Source organism: Algoriphagus jejuensis (assembly GCF_039523455.1).
In the GTDB taxonomy this organism is placed as follows: Bacteria; Bacteroidota; Bacteroidia; order Cytophagales; family Cyclobacteriaceae; genus Algoriphagus; species Algoriphagus jejuensis.
This window is the reverse complement of the sequence record NZ_BAAAFI010000002.1, coordinates 234366-253436: the sequence shown is the minus strand read 5'-3', so window position 1 is coordinate 253436 and position 19071 is coordinate 234366. Positions and strand designations below refer to the sequence as shown.

Annotated in this window: 18 protein-coding genes; 4 read left to right on the top strand and 14 right to left on the bottom strand. The window is 45.7% G+C overall.

From position 1 onward, the window contains the following. Window positions 1-3: 3 nt before the first annotated feature. On the bottom strand, window positions 4-999 hold the full coding sequence (locus ABD031_RS02095) for a PfkB family carbohydrate kinase (protein WP_343848138.1): 996 nt from the start codon (window positions 997-999) through the stop codon (window positions 4-6). Between the two features lie 272 nt (window positions 1000-1271). Between ABD031_RS02095 and ABD031_RS02090 the strand changes: the two genes are divergently transcribed. The 4 genes from ABD031_RS02090 (at window position 1272) to ABD031_RS02075 (ending at window position 3029) form a co-directional block, all read left to right on the top strand. Further along, entirely contained in the window at window positions 1272-1472 is a 201-nt protein-coding gene (locus ABD031_RS02090) for a hypothetical protein (RefSeq protein WP_343848137.1), read from the top strand. Window positions 1473-1568: 96 nt separating this feature from the next. Then, a complete protein-coding gene (locus ABD031_RS02085; RefSeq protein ID WP_343848136.1) occupies window positions 1569-1841 on the top strand; it encodes a hypothetical protein in 273 nt (90 codons plus the stop codon). Window positions 1842-1951: 110 nt separating this feature from the next. Further along, a complete protein-coding gene (locus tag ABD031_RS02080) occupies window positions 1952-2509 on the top strand; it encodes a glycine zipper domain-containing protein (RefSeq protein WP_343848135.1) in 558 nt (185 codons plus the stop codon). A 19-nt stretch (window positions 2510-2528) separates the two neighbouring features. Further along, on the top strand, window positions 2529-3029 hold the full coding sequence (locus tag ABD031_RS02075) for a nuclear transport factor 2 family protein (RefSeq protein ID WP_343848134.1): 501 nt from the start codon (window positions 2529-2531) through the stop codon (window positions 3027-3029). Window positions 3030-3081: 52 nt separating this feature from the next. Here the strand turns inward: ABD031_RS02075 and ABD031_RS02070 are convergent, their stop codons facing one another. The 13 genes from ABD031_RS02070 to ABD031_RS02010 form a co-directional block, all read right to left on the bottom strand. Beyond that, window positions 3082-4218: a BamA/TamA family outer membrane protein gene (locus ABD031_RS02070; RefSeq protein ID WP_343848133.1), complete on the bottom strand. Its 1137-nt coding sequence runs from the start codon at window positions 4216-4218 to the stop codon at window positions 3082-3084. A 135-nt stretch (window positions 4219-4353) separates the two neighbouring features. After that, window positions 4354-6147 carry an acyl-CoA dehydrogenase family protein gene (locus tag ABD031_RS02065; RefSeq protein WP_343848132.1) on the bottom strand — a complete coding sequence of 598 codons (1794 nt, stop codon included), beginning with the start codon at window positions 6145-6147 and terminating at the stop codon, window positions 4354-4356. Window positions 6148-6188: 41 nt separating this feature from the next. Beyond that, window positions 6189-6548: a four helix bundle protein gene (locus ABD031_RS02060; RefSeq protein WP_343848131.1), complete on the bottom strand. Its 360-nt coding sequence runs from the start codon at window positions 6546-6548 to the stop codon at window positions 6189-6191. A gap of 49 nt (window positions 6549-6597) precedes the next feature. Next, on the bottom strand, window positions 6598-7773 hold the full coding sequence (locus ABD031_RS02055) for a thiolase family protein (protein WP_343848130.1): 1176 nt from the start codon (window positions 7771-7773) through the stop codon (window positions 6598-6600). A gap of 47 nt (window positions 7774-7820) precedes the next feature. Continuing rightward, complete coding sequence (locus ABD031_RS02050) at window positions 7821-8186, bottom strand: four helix bundle protein (protein WP_343848129.1); 366 nt, start codon at window positions 8184-8186, stop codon at window positions 7821-7823. A gap of 52 nt (window positions 8187-8238) precedes the next feature. Next, window positions 8239-10644: a 3-hydroxyacyl-CoA dehydrogenase/enoyl-CoA hydratase family protein gene (locus tag ABD031_RS02045; protein ID WP_343848128.1), complete on the bottom strand. Its 2406-nt coding sequence runs from the start codon at window positions 10642-10644 to the stop codon at window positions 8239-8241. Between the two features lie 45 nt (window positions 10645-10689). Further along, window positions 10690-11151 carry a MarR family winged helix-turn-helix transcriptional regulator gene (locus ABD031_RS02040; RefSeq protein WP_343848127.1) on the bottom strand — a complete coding sequence of 154 codons (462 nt, stop codon included), beginning with the start codon at window positions 11149-11151 and terminating at the stop codon, window positions 10690-10692. 343 nt (window positions 11152-11494) lie between these two features. Then, a complete protein-coding gene (locus tag ABD031_RS02035; protein ID WP_343848126.1) occupies window positions 11495-13243 on the bottom strand; it encodes an AMP-dependent synthetase/ligase in 1749 nt (582 codons plus the stop codon). Window positions 13244-13705: 462 nt separating this feature from the next. Further along, a complete protein-coding gene (locus ABD031_RS02030) occupies window positions 13706-15376 on the bottom strand; it encodes an Ig-like domain-containing domain (RefSeq protein WP_343848125.1) in 1671 nt (556 codons plus the stop codon). Further along, on the bottom strand, window positions 15373-16266 hold the full coding sequence (locus ABD031_RS02025; protein ID WP_343848124.1) for a class I SAM-dependent methyltransferase: 894 nt from the start codon (window positions 16264-16266) through the stop codon (window positions 15373-15375). Before ABD031_RS02025 ends, ABD031_RS02030 begins: the two co-directional genes overlap by 4 nt. Window position 16267: 1 nt before the next feature. Further along, the gene (gene mnmG, locus ABD031_RS02020; protein WP_343848123.1) at window positions 16268-18133 is read right to left on the bottom strand and encodes a tRNA uridine-5-carboxymethylaminomethyl(34) synthesis enzyme MnmG; all 1866 of its coding nucleotides are present in this window, start codon (window positions 18131-18133) and stop codon (window positions 16268-16270) included. 76 nt (window positions 18134-18209) lie between these two features. Next, the gene (ybeY, locus tag ABD031_RS02015; protein ID WP_343848122.1) at window positions 18210-18635 is read right to left on the bottom strand and encodes an rRNA maturation RNase YbeY; all 426 of its coding nucleotides are present in this window, start codon (window positions 18633-18635) and stop codon (window positions 18210-18212) included. Between the two features lie 2 nt (window positions 18636-18637). Further along, window positions 18638-19039, bottom strand: a complete 402-nt coding sequence (locus ABD031_RS02010; RefSeq protein ID WP_343848121.1) for an ATP-binding protein — start codon at window positions 19037-19039, stop codon at window positions 18638-18640. Window positions 19040-19071: the final 32 nt, after the last annotated feature.

Here is a 19071-nt window from a genome sequence, read left to right as displayed (position 1 = left end):
GGCTTAGCGTAATAATTTTCCAATATTTTCTCCCTTTATTAAATGGTCCACCTCTTCGACAGCTACAAAATTTGCATCTCCTGGGATGGAATGTTTGAGCACCGAAGCTGCGGTTGCAAATTCGATTGCTTCCTCGTCCCCACGAGTCAACAGGCCATAGATCAAGCCCGCCATGAATGCGTCTCCGCCGCCAATACGATCCACAAGGTGAGTCATGGAATAGGCCTTTGACTTGAGCATCGACTTGGTGTTCCACAGTTTTCCCTTCAGTCGGTTCTCAGAGGCACTGATGGACTTCCTGGTCGTGGTAGAGACATAGGCAAGATTGGGACAGACGGTCTTGGCTGCTTGACAGGCCTCTTCGTATCGCTCGGTTTGGATACCCATACAGTTTTCAAAATCCGTCAACCCAGCAATGATCAGGTGGGAGGGTTTGATCAATTCAGGCATGATCTCCATTGGAGACTTCCCATATTGCCAGAGATTTCTGCGATAATTAATGTCTGCGCTGATCTTGATCCCAAGCTTGGATGCCGCTTGGACAGCCTGTTTACACACTGCTGCTGCGGTAGCAGACACAGCGGGAGTGATTCCGGTCCAGTGAAACCAATCTGCTCCGGCAAAGATTTGCTCCCAGTCCAATCCTGAAAAATCATACTTCACAAAGACCGAGTCAAAGCGATCATAGATGATCTTGGAGCCGCGTTGCATCGCCCCGTTTTCCAGAAAATAGGTCCCCATTCGTCCGGAACACGTTGGAATATAAGACGTGTCCACCCCGGCAAACTGTAGAGAGTTCTTTGCGGCCTGACCGATTTCGTGGGAGGGAAGAGCGGATACATGCGCAACCGAGTAACCCCAATTGGCGAGCGAAACTGCAACATTGGCTTCTGCGCCTCCATAGACCGCGTCAAAGGAGGTCGAATTAATAAATCGCTGATGGCCTGGCGTAGAAAGTCTGAGCATGACTTCACCAAGCGTAATGATACGTTTTTTCATCAAAATAGAATTTTGAAGAGGTTCAAGAAATAGGAAAGGGATTGTCGAGAAAAAATTCTTAGCGCTAGTGCCGGCTAAGGTCCGATCCAAAAATAGGAGGAAAAGTCAAAACTATCGTGATACGCAGTAAATTTTTCTTGTTTGACTGGGCAAACTCTATTCAATCCATTTCATACGTTGAGCGAACTCTAGCTAAAGAAAAGAGAAGACCTTAGGTCGGTCGACTCCACATTGCTCGGCCTGCTCGCCTTGATTCTTGCATTCACTTTAGCATGGCCAATTCCCGATTCGATACGCGCAGAGAGCTTGCAACACAAGAAGCCAATGCGATCGGAACCACACTTCTGAGAATCGGATTTTTCCCGGACACGATCCAAACCGAACTGAACAGCATCCTGAAACATTACTTCGAAGAGCGGATCGCTTTTTTGGCAGCAGAATCGGATATCGATAAAATGCTACTCCATTTCTAAAATAGTGACTCAACAGGGTAGGACCTATGGAGTCAGGTAGCAGAGTTTTCCAAGTTCAATCCAAATCTTGTAAAACACTTTGAACTTTTCCCAGCGATGAACCAAATGATCGATTTGACGACTTCCCGTCGTACAGCAAGAGAGGCAAATATCCCTCCGTCAATTCAGATTTTTTTGTGCATTACTTCAACCTTTCTCCTCGGGTATAAGCGGAAAGATTTTTTTGAAAGAATTATCGTGCCTGACTTTTCGCCGATGTTGTCGATGACAGTCTTTTCGATCTTCGACCCAGACCGCCCCCGTTCCGGCTTGTTGACCTTGGATGAGGCAAACTCTAAAGTCATTCAGCTGAAAGGGGAGTTTGATTAGGCAAAAGAATCTGGTAAACAATTTCAAGTTTCTTCAATCCTGCTACCCCGTCGAACTCCACAGAATTTGACTAATTTCAATCAAGCAACCTCTAATCTTACCTAAATCGCATGAACAGCAAAACAAATTCACGAACTGCCTGGATACGGATCCTGCTTCCGGTTCTTTTTTTGGCAAGCACTCAGCTAGTCCAAGGCCAGCAAACTCCCACGATGCCGGATACGGCAAAAATGGCCTACAACCAAATTTCTCAAGGTTTGGATCTCTTCATCTATCCCTCCAAAGGCCAGAGCAAATCCCAACAAAAGAAGGATGAATTCGAATGCTATAATTGGGCAAAAGATCAATCCGGCATTGACCCGCTAAACCTTCCAAAAATAGAAGCGGCACCGGTACAGTCCGGACCTACCGGTAGAGCAATCGGCGGAGCAGCAAGAGGCGCCGCGGCGGGAGCAGCAATCGGAGCTATTACGGGTGATGCAGGAGAGGGTGCCGCAGTCGGCGCAGTAGTTGGCGGACTTGCGGGCCGGAGAGCCGGCAGAGCACAACAAGCACAGGCAAACCAAAGTGCCCAGGCTGACGTCGCTGCTCAGGAACAGAAAATGAAAGACGATTTCAAAAAAGCGTTCTCTGTCTGTATCGAAGGAAAAGGCTATACCATCAAATAATCCCAAACCAACAAAGACTATGAAATCGATAAAAACACTTGTACTTCTTGCTGGATTGGGACTCTCCTTGTTTTCCTGCGGCTCGTCTTCTGATCAAAAAAATGCCGAAAATGTCAAACTCGTCGAAGCTTATGTGAAATCTGTTGAAGCGATGGATTTTGATGCCATGGACTCCTATCTCGACGAAAACTATCTGGGAGTCGGGCCTTCCTATGGAGACTCGATCAACAAGGAGGGAGCCATGATCAATTGGAAGCTGAATGTGGAAACTCTCTACGAGAAAATTGAATACACCAAATCACGGTTTGCTCCCGTAGTCATCCCTGATGGAAGCTCCAAGGGGGAATGGGTTGCGAACTGGTCAGAGATGAATATCACATTCAAGGATGGAAAATCAGTCACACTCTGGGCAAACACCAACTACAAAATAGCAAACGGAAAAATCATCGAAAGCCTGACGCTCTACAACGAGGCGGACGCTCTGCGGCAAATGGATTACGTCTTTTTGCCCATAGACTAAACCAAATCAGTTTGCCATCGACATTCGGGCCGGTTTGGTGATAGACCGGCCTTTACTTTCTCCAAGAAGTGCCAAACACAAAAAAATAGGCCCACTCCTCGGGACCCCGAGCCACGTCAATTCCCATTCGGAGTTTGAGTTTTCGGGCAATCAGGTAGCGCGCACCTGCACCTGCGGAAGTCTTCCAGGAATCGTCCTTCCAAGACTCTTCCTTCATCACCCCTTTGCCCGTGCCGACAAATCCCACCGCACTGAAGCGGGGGCTAAAATCCCACCTCCATTCAGTTTCGGCCGTCGCGATGGTATTTCCCTGATAGCGCGCCACGGGTATACCGCGAAGATTGACAAAAGGAAGCATATAAAACGGAGCGTCGCCCCATAGATTCTGGACCTCCGCTCTGAAGCCTGAGATCAACGTCGGCGTGACAGGCAACCAATAAAATGCCGTGGTACTCACCAATCCGTAAGAATAGTCACTGCCCAGCCACTCGGCTGAGTTGCCTATCATGGTGATCCAGTGTACCCCTCTGTCCGGTGTGAAAATATTGTCCCGTCCATCGTACTCGATCAGGACGCTGGGACGGCTGATGATGGTATTTATCGCCTTTTCGTCATGAAACTCATAATTGGCGAGACCTAACTCAGTCTTCAAAAACAGGTAGTTCAGGCCTGCATACCAGTCACTTTTTCCCAACTGCTTGGTCAGCTGCCCCACGATAGGGATGGTTCGGATGTTGAACTCAAATTTCTTTTCTCCCAACTGCTCAAACGACCGGTAAAATTCCAGATTAACATCCGCATAGCCCGTGACCAGGCGGTAGTTGGAGCGCCATTTTGGGATCACCCCGATGGCCGCCGCCCCCAACATCCAAGTACCGTTAACTGTCATGGCCGCCCCGCCCCCGTAGATATTCGGCTTCACTCGGGTAAGGACTTCCTTGCCATCCACGCTGTCGCGATAGGGCGGATTAGGATCTACAAATACACCAAACAAAGCGCCTCCGAAGCCTCCAAGCGCGGGCTCGGTGATGATCGAAGGAAAGGGAATAAAGCCGTTTGCCGTCAAAACCCAGTCACTAAGATCCAGCTTTTGATCCAAGGAGTCCTTGAAAGACACCTTTTGCTTTTGTGCGATGGCCAAGCCAGATACCAAAAAGAAAAACAAAAGAGCCAGAGCTATTTTTCTCATCATAAAAACTTGATTACCTGCCTTGCCTAAAATATCTAAAAACTGCCTTGGGCATCTGTTCCATTGGCGGGGAGAAAATAAGAAACCTCCGGCCGTATTACAAACCGGAGGTCCTGTATTCCATGTTCGGCTTCCTTAAAACGGGTACTTGCCGGCTGCGATCATATGATCGGCGATTTGTCTTCGCAGTTCCTTAGTGTTGATCAATTCTGCTTTAGTAAACCGCTTCAAGCCCATCAGCATCACTTTTTGCTCGTCACCCTTGGTGAAAGAGCCGATGGCTTCCTTGGCCGCGCTGTTGATTTTTTCGACAGCTTCGGACAAATAAATCTGAGCCATCGCAATCTGGTTTGCACAGGCCTCTTGACCTTGGATGCTGACCAGTTTTTCCGATCTGAGGATGGCAGACTCAGCCGCGTAGATCTCTATCATCACATCTGCCAAGTTCATCATGATCTCCTGCTCGTCCTCGATCTTATCCTGCAAGGCCATCGCCGCCTTACCTCCCACCATCAGGAATACCTTTTTGAGTTTTTTGAGGACTTCTTTTTCCGCTGCGAAAAGCTCCGAAGTATCAATCGTCTCAAAGGAAGGCACCGCAGTCAGCTCCGCCGAAACCGCCATAGCGGGTTCGAAAAGGTTGATCTCGCCCTTCATGGCGCGCTTGAGCACCATACCGACCATCAGCATCCGGTTGATCTCGTTCGTTCCTTCGTAGATGCGGGAAATCCTGGCATCACGGTAAGCCTTTTCCATAGGTGCTTCGGCTGAATAGCCCATACCGCCATAGATCTGCACGCCCTGATCCACTGTATAGTCCAATACCTCCGAACCATGGATTTTCGCAATCGCACACTCGATGGCAAAGGCCTCTACACCCTTCAATTTTGCTTCGGATTCGTCCATACCTTCCGCGATGAGCGCGTTGATTCGGTCGTCGATATCCTGACCGGCTCTGTAGCAAAGTGACTCCGAGACGTAGCAACGGATGGCCATCTCGGCCAGCTTGGACTTGATTGCGCCAAAGGTGTTGATGCTGACCCCAAATTGCTTGCGCTCGGTGGAGTAGGCGATACAGCGGCTGATGACCGTACGTACACCTCCCAAAACGCCGGAACCCAGCTTGATCCGGCCGATATTCAGGACGTTTACAGCAATCTTAAATCCATTTTGACGGGCAGAGAGCATGTTTTCTACCGGAACTGGACAGTCGTTGAAAAAGACCTGGCGAGTGGAAGAGCCCTTGATGCCCATCTTTTTCTCCTCCTCGTTCATGGTGATGCCTCCAAAGGTTTTTTCCACGATGAAGGCTGTCAGATTTTTGTCATCCTCTATCTTGGCAAAGACGATGAACAGGTCTGCAAAACCGGCATTGGAGATCCACATCTTTTGGCCTGTGATAAGATAGTGGCTACCGTCCGCAGACAATACTGCTTTGGTCTTGCCACTATTCGCATCGGAACCGGCATCCGGCTCGGTGAGGCAGTAGCACGCTGCCCACTCACCTGTAGCCAATTTGGGCAAATATTTTTGCTTCTGCTCCTCGGTGCCATAGTACAAGATCGGCAGCGTACCAATGCCTGTATGTGCGCCATACGTAGTGGAGAAAGAACCGGCTGCACCGATGATGTCCGCGATCAGCATGGCCGTATTGACACTCATGCCGAGCCCTCCATACTCCTCAGGGATGGAGACACCAAGGAGACCTAGCTCTCCGGCCTTCTTGAGAATCGCAGGCACCAGCTCTGGGTGTTTCATGCTGTCTATCTCATCGGCTTTGGGAGTGATCTCCGTGTCGATAAAATCCTGACAGGCCTGTGCCATCATTTTTTGTTCTTCGCTGAACTCTTCAGGGATAAAGATATCCTGCGCTGGCGTCTCCCTCACGAGGAACTCACCTCCTTGGATTGCTTTGGTTAATGTTGTCATTATTTATAGACTTTAGCTTTTAGATATAAGATTTAAGATGCCTATGCTTTGGATTCGAACTTTTGAATCAAAGCAAAAAGCATTTTTTGGATTTCTGTCAATTCAGAAGTGATGGCTTCTATCGACTCAAACGAGATAAACTCTAACTCGACACTAACATATAGTTGAGACTCTAATTCACAAATAGAACCATGTGCGATTCCCAAAAAGTGAACAAATTCATTGTTGGTTCTTCTACCACCACCTTCCGCAATATTAGAAGGCACTGAAACTGAAGCTCGTCTCATTTGAGAAATCAGACCAAAGCGCTCCTCATTGGGAAAAGTTGATGTAAGCTTATATACCGCAGCACAGAGCTTTATTGATCTTTTCCAGACATTCAATTCTTTATAATTATGCATAAGGCGTAGCTTAATGTGTCTGATTACTTGAGTCTTACATCTAATGTCTCTACTTCAACAACTCATAAACTCCCGCGACACCCTGTCCACCGCCTACACAGGCGGTCACCAGCCCATGCTTCTTGTTCTGTCGGCGTAGCTCGTTAAAGATTTGGACAGAAAGTTTGGCTCCGGTACATCCCAGAGGGTGACCGAGCGCCACCGCGCCGCCATTGACATTGACAATGTCCGGATTCATATCGAGCGACTTCATCACCGCCAATCCCTGGGCGGCAAAGGCTTCGTTGAGCTCCACCAGATCAATGTCGCTCAGCGTCAAGCCGGCTTGTTTCAAAGCCTTTGGCACCGCCTCTCTAGGACCGATTCCCATGATTCTAGGATCCACGCCGGCCACAGAGTAGGACATCAGTCTTGCGATCGGGTCAAGATTGAGCGACTTCATCAGTCGCTCGGACATCACGACGACAAAAGCTGCTCCGTCTGAAGTTTGCGAAGAATTTCCTGCTGTGACCTGACCTCCATTTTTGAAAGCAGGCTTTAGGCCAGCCAGTACTTCTTTCGTAGTACCAGCCCTCGGTCCCTCGTCAGTATCCACGACAAATTTTCTGGTTTTCTTTTTCCCTTTCTCATCGAGATAGGTTTCCTCGACCTCCACAGGCACGATCTCGTCTTTGAATTTGCCCGCGGCAATTGCTGCGAGGGCTTTCTCATGGGACTTGACCGAGAAGGCATCCGAATCTTCGCGGGTTATGCTGTACTCTTTGGCCAATTCCTCCGCCGTCAAACCCATGCTAATGTAGTAGGAGGGATGCTCAGTCGCGATCTTGTAGTTGAGCGCGGTCTTATAGCCCATCATTGGTACCAGGGACATGGACTCCGTGCCCCCGGCAATGATGCAATCGGCCATTCCTGCTTTGATCTTGCCGACAGCCAGCGCGATAGCTTCCAAGCCAGAGCCGCAATATCGGTTGATGATAAAGCCGGGATTCTCTACCCCCAAGGCCAAAAGCGAGATCATCCTGCCCATCTGCATGCCTTGCTCCGCCTCGGGAACGGCATTGCCGACGATCAGGTCATCGACCATCTTGGTCTCCAGTCCTGGCGTGTTGGCGACCAGGTGTTTGATTACGTCCGCCGCAAGATCATCCGGGCGGTAAAATCTAAATCCGCCCTTTTTTGACTTTCCTACCGCTGATCTATATCCGTTGATTATGTATGCTTCCATCGCTATTTCTAAGTTTATTGTTTTTTCTAGAGGTTAAGAGCCTAGAGTCAAGAGTCAAGATTGGCCTGAACGCTAGCCTTCAATCCTAAAATCATTTTTTGAATTTCATTGATATCAGATTCAATCACTGCTGATGTTTCCCCTGAAATTAATTTTACCCTTTCGGCTATAATCAATTGAGTTTCCAACTCAAAGCTTTCTCCCAAGCTAATCTCCAACGAGTTTGAAAATGACTTTGATGATGATTTTGCCGTTCCTTCAGCAATATTTAATGGTATGGATACTCCAGCTCGACGCATCTGGGATGTCAGCCCAAACTTTTCTTCAGAAGGGAAAGACCTTGTCAATTCATAAATTTTAACTGCCAGATCTACCGATTTCTGCCAGACTTTTAAATTCTTGAAATTATGCATGACGTGTAGGTTGAAGCTTATATCTTGGTTCTAATGTCTTGGATCTTGATACTCAATTCCTCAATGGTTTTCCCTTAAACAGAATACTGTGAATACGCTCGAGGGTTTTTTGCTCCCCGGTCAGGCTCAGGAAGGCTTCCCGCTCCAGGTCCAGAAGGTACTGCTCGCTCACTTCGGTAGGGGAGGAAAGATCTCCACCCGACATCACCCAAGCCAATTTTCTCGCGATCTTGGCATCATGATCAGAGATATAGGCACCGTACTGCATGCCGGTAATTCCCGCTTCGAAAAGTGCCAAAGAGGACTTGCCAAGGACTTTGATATCGGCCTGCGGTAGTGGCTGAGTGTATCCTGCATCGCTGAGGACCAATACCTGCTCTTTGGCATCGGTCAATTGGCGTTTTCTGTTGATCGAGATTCCATCACTTTTCCGCAAGTACCCCAGTCCTCGAGCTTCGTGCGCCGAGGTAGAAACTTTTGCAGTTGCGATATTCATGAAATATTCCTGAAGCTGATTAAGCTCCACGTCTCCGTTGATAATCGCATTGGAAAATCTCAACGTCATCTCCTTAGTTCCGCCGCCGGCAGGAATAAGCCCAACTCCAACTTCTACCAATCCCATATACAATTCGGCATGTGCTTGAACATGGTCAGAGTGAAGCGAAAGCTCACATCCGCCACCTAAAGCCATATTGTGTGGTGCGACGACCACGGGAATAGAGGAATACCTCGCCCGCATCATCGTATTTTGGAACTGGGCGATCATCATATTGACTTCGTCAAAATCCTGATCCCCAGCAAACATAAACAGCATGGCAAGGTTTGCTCCTGCGGAGAAATTTGCTCCCTCATTCCCGACAACTAGTCCTTTAAAGGACTTTTCGGCCATGCCAATTGCGGTGTTGATCCCTTCGATCACTTCGGCGCCCATAGAGTTCATCTTGGTGTGGAATTCCAAACCGATGACGTCATCTCCCAGGTCAAATACCGTGGTGCCGCTATTTCCCCAGACTTTTTTGCCTGCAGATTTCAGGGTATCGAGGATTATAAAATCTTTGATTCCAGGCATTTCAATATAGGATTTGCTCGGAATGTCGTAGAAGAGTTTTTTGCCCCCATCGACTTTGTAGAAGGTGTCGTTTCCAGCGGCAAGCATCTCGTGAACCCACGGTGCTGCGGTCTCACCGGCAGCTTCCATCTTTTCCACGGTGTCTTTTACTCCCAAAACATCCCAAGTCTCAAATGGACCCAACTCCCAACCGAAGCCAGCCGAAACGGCTTGATCGATTCGGAATAGCTCGTCGGTGATCTCAGGAATACGATGAGAACAATACTTGAACAAATCATAGAATGAGGCTCGGTAAAATTCACCAGCCTTGTCGTCAAAATTGACCAGAAACTTGATTCTCTTTTTTAGATCTTCGATTTCCTTCGAAGCTTCCAAGGCTTTGAACTTTGGCTTCTCTACATCCTTGTATTCGAAGGTTTTCAAGTCCAATTCTTTCAGCTCCTTGGTGCCGTCTTTGTGTCGAATCATCTTGAAGTAGCCCTGTCCAGTCTTATCTCCAAACCATTTGTTGTTGTAAAGCACCTCGACGATCTGGGGAAGCTTGAATTTATCCCGGGATTCGTCGTGGACAAGGGCTTTATATAGGTTATTGGCCACATTGACTGTGGTATCAAGTCCGACCACATCCATGGTTCGGAAGGTCGCGGACTTGGCTCGACCAATGATAGGTCCGGTCAGTTTATCTACCTCTGAGACGCTGAGACCCATCTTTTCGATCGCATGCATGCCAGATATGATGGCGTACACACCGATCCTGTTGGCGATGAAGGCTGGAGTATCTTTGCAAAGGACTGTTTCTTTCCCCAAAAATCGGTCGCCATATTCCATCAGAAAGTCAATGATTTCGGGTTTCGTTTTCGGGCCAGGGATGATCTCAAGAAGTCTGAGGTACCGCGGCGGGTTGAAAAAGTGCGTCCCGGCAAAATTCTCCTGAAAGTCTTCGCTTCTTCCTTCACACATCATTTGCATCGGAATACCTGAGGTGTTGGAGGTAATCAGCGTTCCGGCCTTTCGGTATTTTTCCACTTTTTCATAAAGCGATTGCTTGATATCGAGTCGCTCCACGACCACTTCCATCACCCAGTCGTAATCCTTGATTTTTGGTAGATCATCATCAAAATTCCCCGTCGTGATTCGACTGGCAAATGCGCTATCGTAAATCGCAGACGGATTGGATTTCAGTGTGGATTGAAGTGCAGTGTTCACGATGCGGTTTCTGACTGCAGGATGCTCTTTGGTCAGTCCTTTTTTCTGTTCCTCATCGGAGAGCTCAAATGGAACAATGTCCAGCAAAAGCACCTTCACACCAATGTTGGCAAAATGACAGGCGATTCGAGATCCCATCACACCCGAACCTAAAATGGCTACTTTTTTAATGGTTCTATTCATTATTTTGAGTTTTTGGTAGTCTTCTCCGCTATACGGAATACTGGTTTACAATTCAAATATCGGTTTGTTGACTTCGTTTACGTTGACTTGATCAATGACCAGCTGGATTTTTTCAAACACTCCAAAAAAAGTCTTCAATTCCTTCTCGCTGACCACTTCTCGGACTTGCTCATTGAAGTTCCTGATCGTATTGACGGACCTTTCCTTTTTTTCCTTTCCTTCCTCCGTCAGAAAAATCCTAACGGAACGCTTGTCCTGGGTATCGGCTTTTTTGTAAATCAGTCTTTTTTCCTCCATCGTCTTCAGCATCCTAGTCAGACTTCTGGTTTCCAACCCGATCAAGGGCGCAATCTTCGTCGCCGGCGTCCCGTCCTTAGAGTGGATATTAATCAGAACAAACCCGATGGCAGTCGTAAATCCCTCCTCCGCTGCCTGCTGATTGTACATTCGGGAGATGGCATGCCAGGCACTTTTGATATGATAGTCTACGGTCTCTTCTCTTTTCATCTGTTTTTGTAGATTTTTATCGGCCCGGTGGAATCTCGCATGCGTCATATTTATCCATTGTGTGACATTTTGTGCCATGCTTGATTTCATGGCAATCAAGTGCTGGATTTGAGCTGACCTAAATTAGAGATATTTTGTATGCATGCATACTATTTTTGAAAAAAAGTTATGCATGCATCACAAATTTAAAACTGAAATTTTATTAGTTTGAAGAATAATAATTCATTGATTTACCTATAACTCTATCAAAACAAAATAAAAATCGCAATAAGTCTCCAATCCCGAAACCAAATTCTGAAATTCTCTTTTCATCAAAAAATCAAACTAGCATAGCGACAGCCCGTTAACCCTGGTAGATTGCTTCTATCAGCTTATCGTACTTACCAGCGATCACTTTTCGCTTTAATTTTAGTGTCGGAGTCAACTCTCCAGAGTTTATTCCCCACGATTCATCCAAAAGTTTGAAGCGCTTGATCTGCTCCCACTTTGCAAAGTACCTGTTATATAAATCAATCTCCGATTGGAATTTTTCCAAAATCTCTGGCTTCATAACCATCTCTGAATCTGATGAATAAGGGATATCCTTTCGCTTGCAATACTCTCTCAATCCGTCAAAACTTGGGACAATGACTGCAGCCGGATAGTTTTTACCGTCGCCGACGACCATCAGCTGATCTATCAGCAGGGATTCCTTGAATTTATTTTCCATCACTTGTGGTGCGATGTATTTTCCTCCTGAGGTTTTGAACATCTCTTTTTTGCGATCGGTGATCTTTAGGAATTCTCCGTCCAGTTCACCGATGTCTCCCGTATGAAACCAGCCATTTTGAAGCACCTCTGCGGTCATATCAGGCTGCTTATAGTATCCTAGCATGACATTAGGCCCCTTGACCAGAATCTCGCCGTCTGGAGCAATTTTCACTTGGACGTCTTTCACTAGTTTGCCGACACAGCCGATTCTTACTCCATCGGCTGTTCCGAAAGTCGCCGAAACCACCGGAGAGGTCTCTGTCAACCCATAGCCTTCACAGACTTTGATACCAGCCGCCCAGAATACCCGAGCAAGTCTTGGCTGCAGTGCGGCTGATCCGGAGTTAATCTGGGTGATATTTCCACCCAAAGCTTTTCTCCACTTCGAGAAAATCAGTTTGTTGGCTATTTTAAGCTGAAAGTCATACCATCCACTCTGTGGTTTGGTCGGGTCGTAAATCAGACCCAAGTTCAAGGCCCAGAAGAAAAGCTGCTTTTTCAGTCCTGTCAGCTCATAGCCTTTGGCTACAATCTTGTCGTAAACTTTCTCCAAAAGTCGGGGCACCGTGTTGAATACGTGAGGCTGGACTTCCTTGATGTTTTCCCCAATCTTCTCCATGCTCTCGGCATAGTAAACCGAAAAGCCCAAATAGACGAAACAAAACGTGCCCGTACGCTCGTAGATGTGGCAGAGCGGCAAAAAACTGAGCGCGGTAGAAACACCAGCTGGAGGAACCATTCTATCAGCTACGGCGACTACATTGGACAGAATATTGGAATGAGTCAGCATGACACCCTTCGGCCTACCAGTAGTCCCTGAAGTATAGATGATCGTAAACAGATCCTCTTTTTTCACTCGTTTTTTACTTTCTTCTAACTGAGCAAGATCTCCAGATTCGCCAAGTTCGGTTAAAGCCGACCAATTCTCAACTCCATCGAGCTGGTCAAAAGAAAAGATCTTTCGGTTCAGGGCTACTGCTTCAGCTTTTGAATAAATCGCCTGATCGCCGACAAAAATCATCTTGACCTCGGCATGATCAAAAATATACCCGTAATCCTCCGTTGTGATTGTCGGATACATCGGAACCGAAATCGCTCCAATCTGCTGCAACGCAAAATCTACAAAAATCCATTCGGGTCGGTTTTCTGAAATGATGGCCACTTTGTCTCCGGCGACGATTTGCGAAGCCAACAAACCGAGGCTTACGTTATCGACGATTCTTTTTAGCTCCTTGGACGAATATGTTTTCCAAGCCCCGTTTACTTTTTTTGCGAAAGCTACTTCCTTGTCAAAGTTCAAAATCTGATAAGGAATCAGGTCAAAGAGTCTATTGAGCTCCATGTTTTTTTGGGTTTGGATATTCTAATATTACCCAATCCAAAATCGATTAGCAAAAGCTATCCACACAATTCACATGGTAATAATCTTATTAATTTATTTAAATAAATAAAACTATTAAGGTTATTAAGGTTGTGGATTTGTTGATAAGCAGAGATCCAAAAGTTGGCCACATTGTCATGAAGCGTAAAAAGTATCTCTTGACAAGTTATCAACGGTTTGTCAACCTGCATGGATTTGATTCTCTGTGTTTTATCAAAAAGGATTAATTTTCGTGGATTACTGGCAGTTTGCTAAATGTGGTTAAGTGCGGTGTGGATAGCTGAGATGGCTGCTGTGGACAATTGAAGGGTTTTCCCCAGAATTGTTTTCTATCTTTCAAAAGCTTCGGAAAATGTTGACTTCATCATGTTTATCCAGAAAGGTCTACAAAGTTATTGACATCATTCGGGAGCTTTTCCACAGCTATTTTTGCTCTGGTTTGAAGCCTGTTGGGTCAGAAGCCTGGATAATTTGATCTTGAAGCGACCAGCCGCTTCTGATGACTAAATTAGGTTGCCGCTCAGCATTATAGAAGTAGAATACTCTTTCGGCTGGTTTTCTTTGGGTAAAATTGGAAGGATCCCAGCGTTTGTTTCCATTTAGATCTTCGACTACCCGCAGCTTGAAGGTACCTGGCTCTACAAGTTTGAATGAAAAAGCCGTTGAATTTTCTAAGAATTGTTCCTGAATAAGGTCGTTTTTAGAGTTTAGAAGTTGGACGATAAACGGTGGTTTTGCATTGAGGATAGTCCCTGATATCTCGTCAGCAAGGCCTTCCCGCTTTAATTTCCTATAATTTGCTGAGAGTATTGTTTCGTTAACTTGATTTTCAAAGTCAAAAAAAGTGGAATCAGCAGCTTTGACGGTGAATATTTCATGGCTGATTGAGTCCGGTATCGCTAGTCGGATGTTTAAAATATCTCGTTGTGCAGAGTCTTGGAATGCCATCATGGACTCGGTTATAGCGATTACTGACGCGGTGTCATAGGAGATGTATAGCGAATCTGTATTGATTTTGCTGATCGGTTTGTTGAACTTCAGTTCGACATTTAGGTCGCGGTAGAAGTTTTTCCCGGAGTTTGCTGATACGGTTAGCTTTTCTGGTTTTCTATCAGATTCCGGGAATTTTGCCCAGATCAGCGAGTCTTTACTGAAGCCAACCGAATCTCTCAAACTGATGTTAAATGGAATACTGTCGGGTTTAGAGCTAGTGGAGTAGATCCTGATTCTGTTATCTGCGTTGGTGTAGAAATATTCCGTCCCCAGGTTCTCATGTCCTAGCTTGGCTTCTATTGGACTGCGGTTTACAACGATGTCATAGTTTTGCCCAAATGTTGAAGATCGAAGGATTCTGATCGGTGTAATGTCTGCTTTGGATAGATTGAAGGTGATGTTCTCGATATTTCCGTTCAGATGAAGAGTGTCCAGCATGAAGTCATAATCTTCCGATTTGTATTCTGCCTTAAGGGTGCCATTGGTTTCTTTCCAGGCGTAAGCTAGATAACTTCCGTTTTTGATATTGGTGATCCTGAAGGAACCTGTCGTGTCGACCTGACTGAGGTAATAGGGTGGGGCTGTCAGAACATCTGTAGTATCACCTACGGGATAGATTCCAACTAGTATGTCCTTATAGTCCGGTTTTGCCGCTGGAAAATAGAAATTTACTTTGCCAGACAGACTCAGGCTGTCAATCGCATTTCCAGTAGAAAAAACCAGTTTGAGGCTTTCTGCTGGATTTTCTTCGGAGATATCTACGATGGACTTTTGGAAGTCAAATACGTAAGTCGTGCTGTCTTCCAGATCTTGGTTGAGCTTTATTGAGACGACGTTTTTCAATGCGGTAAATTCGACCTCGTCCTTTTTTATTCTTGGAGTGATGACGATACCCTTGGAGGGATTGTCGAGTTTGATATACTCGCTAAAAGTCAGCGTGATCGTCTCCGGTTTGGTATTCAGGCTTTCAGCGATCGGATTGGAGTTGAGGAGCTTCGGCGGATCTTCGTCTCTTGGTCCACCGGTTGGAGTACTTTGCTTCGCGCATGACGCGAGGAACAATACTGAAAGTCCGAATAACAGTAATCTTAGCTTGTTCACTTTTTTTGGAAAACAAAGATATTGCTTGAAAATTGACCTGGGGATTTTGCAGCTCGATTGGATTTGAAGCCTTTTCGCATTGCTGTAAGGTATCGAGAAGCTAAGGATGTGGTCTTGTCCAAATAACCTTCGGATAGAAGGGATACATAGTAGCTATCAAATTTCATGGGTTTGGTGTCTTTCAAGGTGAGTCCAAACTTAACTTCAAAGCTTTTCATCGACGTTTCGTCGAAGTGGTAGAGATGCCGAGGAACGTCCCAAGCTGCCCAATGCTTTCCATAATTTTTGGCGTCCCAGCTTTGGTGATTTGGTACTGCAATTATCAAATAACCTTCTGATTTTAAGTGTTTTAAGATCTTTTTCACAGTCTTTCTCAAATCATGGATATGTTCCAAAACGTGAAATAGTGTAATGACGTCAAAGTTTGAGTCTTTCTTTAGCTCGGATATCGTTGATTTGACTTTGTTTTGAAGTTTGAGTTTGGCTTGCGTTCTGGCTTTGGTATTCGGTTCTATACCGGCGACTTTCCATCCTTTCAGTTTGGCTGCATTTAGAAATTCTCCGGTACCACAGCCGTAGTCCAAGAGGCTGCCCTTTTCCGAGAATTGATTGATAAAACTTACTTTTTTGGCGATGCTGTAGTTTCTGACTTTTTGGTAAATCCATTGGGTCAGGCTTTTGGCATTGTCTTCATGGGAGAAATATTCCGGGAAATTGTAGTATGGGCCAATTTCCTTTTGGCTGGGTCTTGGGTTGGTAAAGAGTAGCTGACAGTTGGAGCATTTGCAGAGGATAAAGGATTCCTTGCTTACTGCATAATCTGTGATTTCGGAGTGATTAAGAAAAAGCCCACTTTTGCAGAGTGGGCATTTACTGAGTCGTTCTAGCATTTTATCTTCCCAAATAGACCGTTAAGATAGATAAATCGGCGGGTGATACCCCACTGATTCTTGATGCTTGACCGAGTGTTTCCGGCCGGATTTTGTTCAGCTTTTGTCTTCCTTCATTGGATAGTGCAGTGATCGAAAGAAAATCAAACTGGGTCGGTATGCGGAAATTCTCCATGTTGGAAAGCTTCGTAACCATCTGTTGCTCTTTGTCGAGATAGCTGTCGTATTTGATCTGTATTTCGGCCTGTTCTTGTACTTCTTTTGGAAATTTTGCCAGAGCCTGCCTCATTTCAGGATCAATCGCCATCAGTTCACTTATTCCTATTTGAGGGCGTTTTAGAAGTTTTTCGGCGCTTATTTTCTCTTGAATGGTCGCTGTTCCTAATGCTTCCAATCCCTCGTTTATAGCTTCAGGGCTAATCTTTTTTTGTTTTAGCTCATTGATAAGCCCAGCGGTGGCGGACTTTTTATCGAGCATTTTTTGCAGGCGTATATTGGAAGCTAAACCTATTTCATGGCCGAATTTGGTTAAGCGCAGGTCTGCATTATCCTGTCGAAGTAGCAGTCGAAATTCAGCTCTTGAAGTAAACATCCTGTAGGGTTCTTCGGTGCCTTTGTTGATCAGATCGTCTACCAACACGCCAATGTAGGCATCAGACCTTTTAAGGATGAATGGGTCTTTTTCCTGAACTTTGAGGCTTGCATTGATGCCGGCCACGAGTCCTTGGGATGCGGCCTCTTCGTATCCGGTTGTCCCGTTGATTTGTCCTGCGAAATAAAGATTTTCGATCAGGTGGGTTTCTAGTGTTAGTTTAAGCTGAGTTGGAGGGAAGAAGTCGTACTCTATGGCGTAACCAGGCCGAAACATTTTCGCATTTTCGAAACCAGGTATCAAACGCATGGCTTTGTACTGAACATCTTCAGGCAGCGAGGTAGAAAAGCCGTTCACGTAGATTTCAACAGTATTCCACCCTTCAGGTTCGACGAATATCTGGTGTCGTTCGCGTTCTGCAAATCGATTGATTTTATCTTCGATACTTGGACAATACCTTGGTCCTAGCCCTTGAATTCTTCCATTGAACATTGGAGATCTATCAAATCCTGTTTCCAAGGCTTGGTGAACTTCTTTGTTGGTATAGGTGATCCAGCAGCTTCTTTGCTCCTTTAATGGCTGTGTTGAATCTGAATAGGAGAATTTTTCTGGGTTTTCATCGCCATATTGAACTTCCATTTTGGAGTAGTCAAGACTTCTTCCGTCCACTCTTGGAGGAGTTCCTGTCTTCATTCTTCCTGCTTCAAAGCCTATTTGGACCAGTTGCTCGGTGATACCCTTGGCTGCTGATTCTCCAGTTCTACCTCCTCCAAACTGTTTTTCGCCAATATGGATGACTCCGTTTAAGAAAGTGCCATTCGTGAGTACAACTGATTTGGATTCAATTTCGATCCCAATTCCGGTTTTTACCCCGCAGACTTTCCCCTGTTTCACCAGCAATCCAGAGACCATCTCCTGCCAAAAATCCACGTTTGGAGTATTTTCGAGAGCCAGTCGCCATTCTTCTGCAAACCTCATTCTATCATTTTGAGAGCGGGGCGACCACATCGCTGGGCCTTTTGATCGGTTTAGCATTCGAAATTGGATCATTGATTTGTCTGAAATTATGCCAGACATGCCCCCCAAGGCGTCTATTTCTCGGACAATTTGCCCTTTTGCCACTCCTCCCATGGCGGGATTGCATGACATTTGGGCGATAGTATTCATGTTCATCGTACATAGCAGGACTTTTGACCCCATGGCGGCAGCAGCATGTGCTGCTTCACAGCCGGCATGCCCTGCTCCTACTACTATCACATCATATATTGGAAACATGATTTTGATTTTTGTGTTTCACGTGAAACAGTTCTTGATCCACTTACGCCAAGACTGACCGTTTCACGTGAAACAGTTAAATGTTTTCGTAAAGTTTGATAGCAAATTCTTCTTTTGATCTCATGAGATTTGCTTGTGCCTTGGACTTATCATTGTAGCCCATTAGGTGGAATAGTCCGTGACTGATTACTCTGCTTAGTTCCGTAGCCTCTTCTTGTTGATGCTTTGAAGCATTGTCCTTTACTCGGTCTATACTCACGAATATGTCTCCTTCTATAGTTTTTTCTTCTTCTGAATTATCAAAGGTGATGATGTCAGTATAGGTGTCGTGATCCAAATAATCAACATTCATTTGGTAAAGGTATTCATCTGTGCAAAAGATGTAATTCAGTTCGCCGATCTTGAAACTTTCTGATTGGGCTATTTGCTTCAGCCAGTTTTTTCGACGGAGCTTTTGAGGCAGACTAAAGTCGAGTTCTTCAGAAAAGAAATTGATAGCCATGCTTAATCCATGTAAAAGGAAAGTACGGTCTTTTTTCCTCCGTCTTCGAACTTCACTTCGTCACTAAGATGACGGATTAGAAAGATCCCTCTGCCTCCCGGCTTCTCGAGGTTTTCAGGAGCTGTAGGATCTTGAAGTTCTTGGAGATCGAATCCCTCCCCCTCGTCTTCGATGGTGAATTTTAGCTGATCTTCTTCCATCTGAAGTTCTAGATGAACAAATTTGTTTTTGTCGCCCTGATTCCCGTGAAGGATTGCGTTGCTGATGCACTCTGTCACGGAAATCATGATGTTTCCGTAGATGTCATCGTTTATCTCAAATTTATCTTTCGCGTTATCGATAAAGCTTTCGATGACCTTGATGTTCTCTATTAGAGATGGAATTGAAATTTTAATGGACTTCATCTGGGGAATATTCTAGGATTCAGTTCTATGGA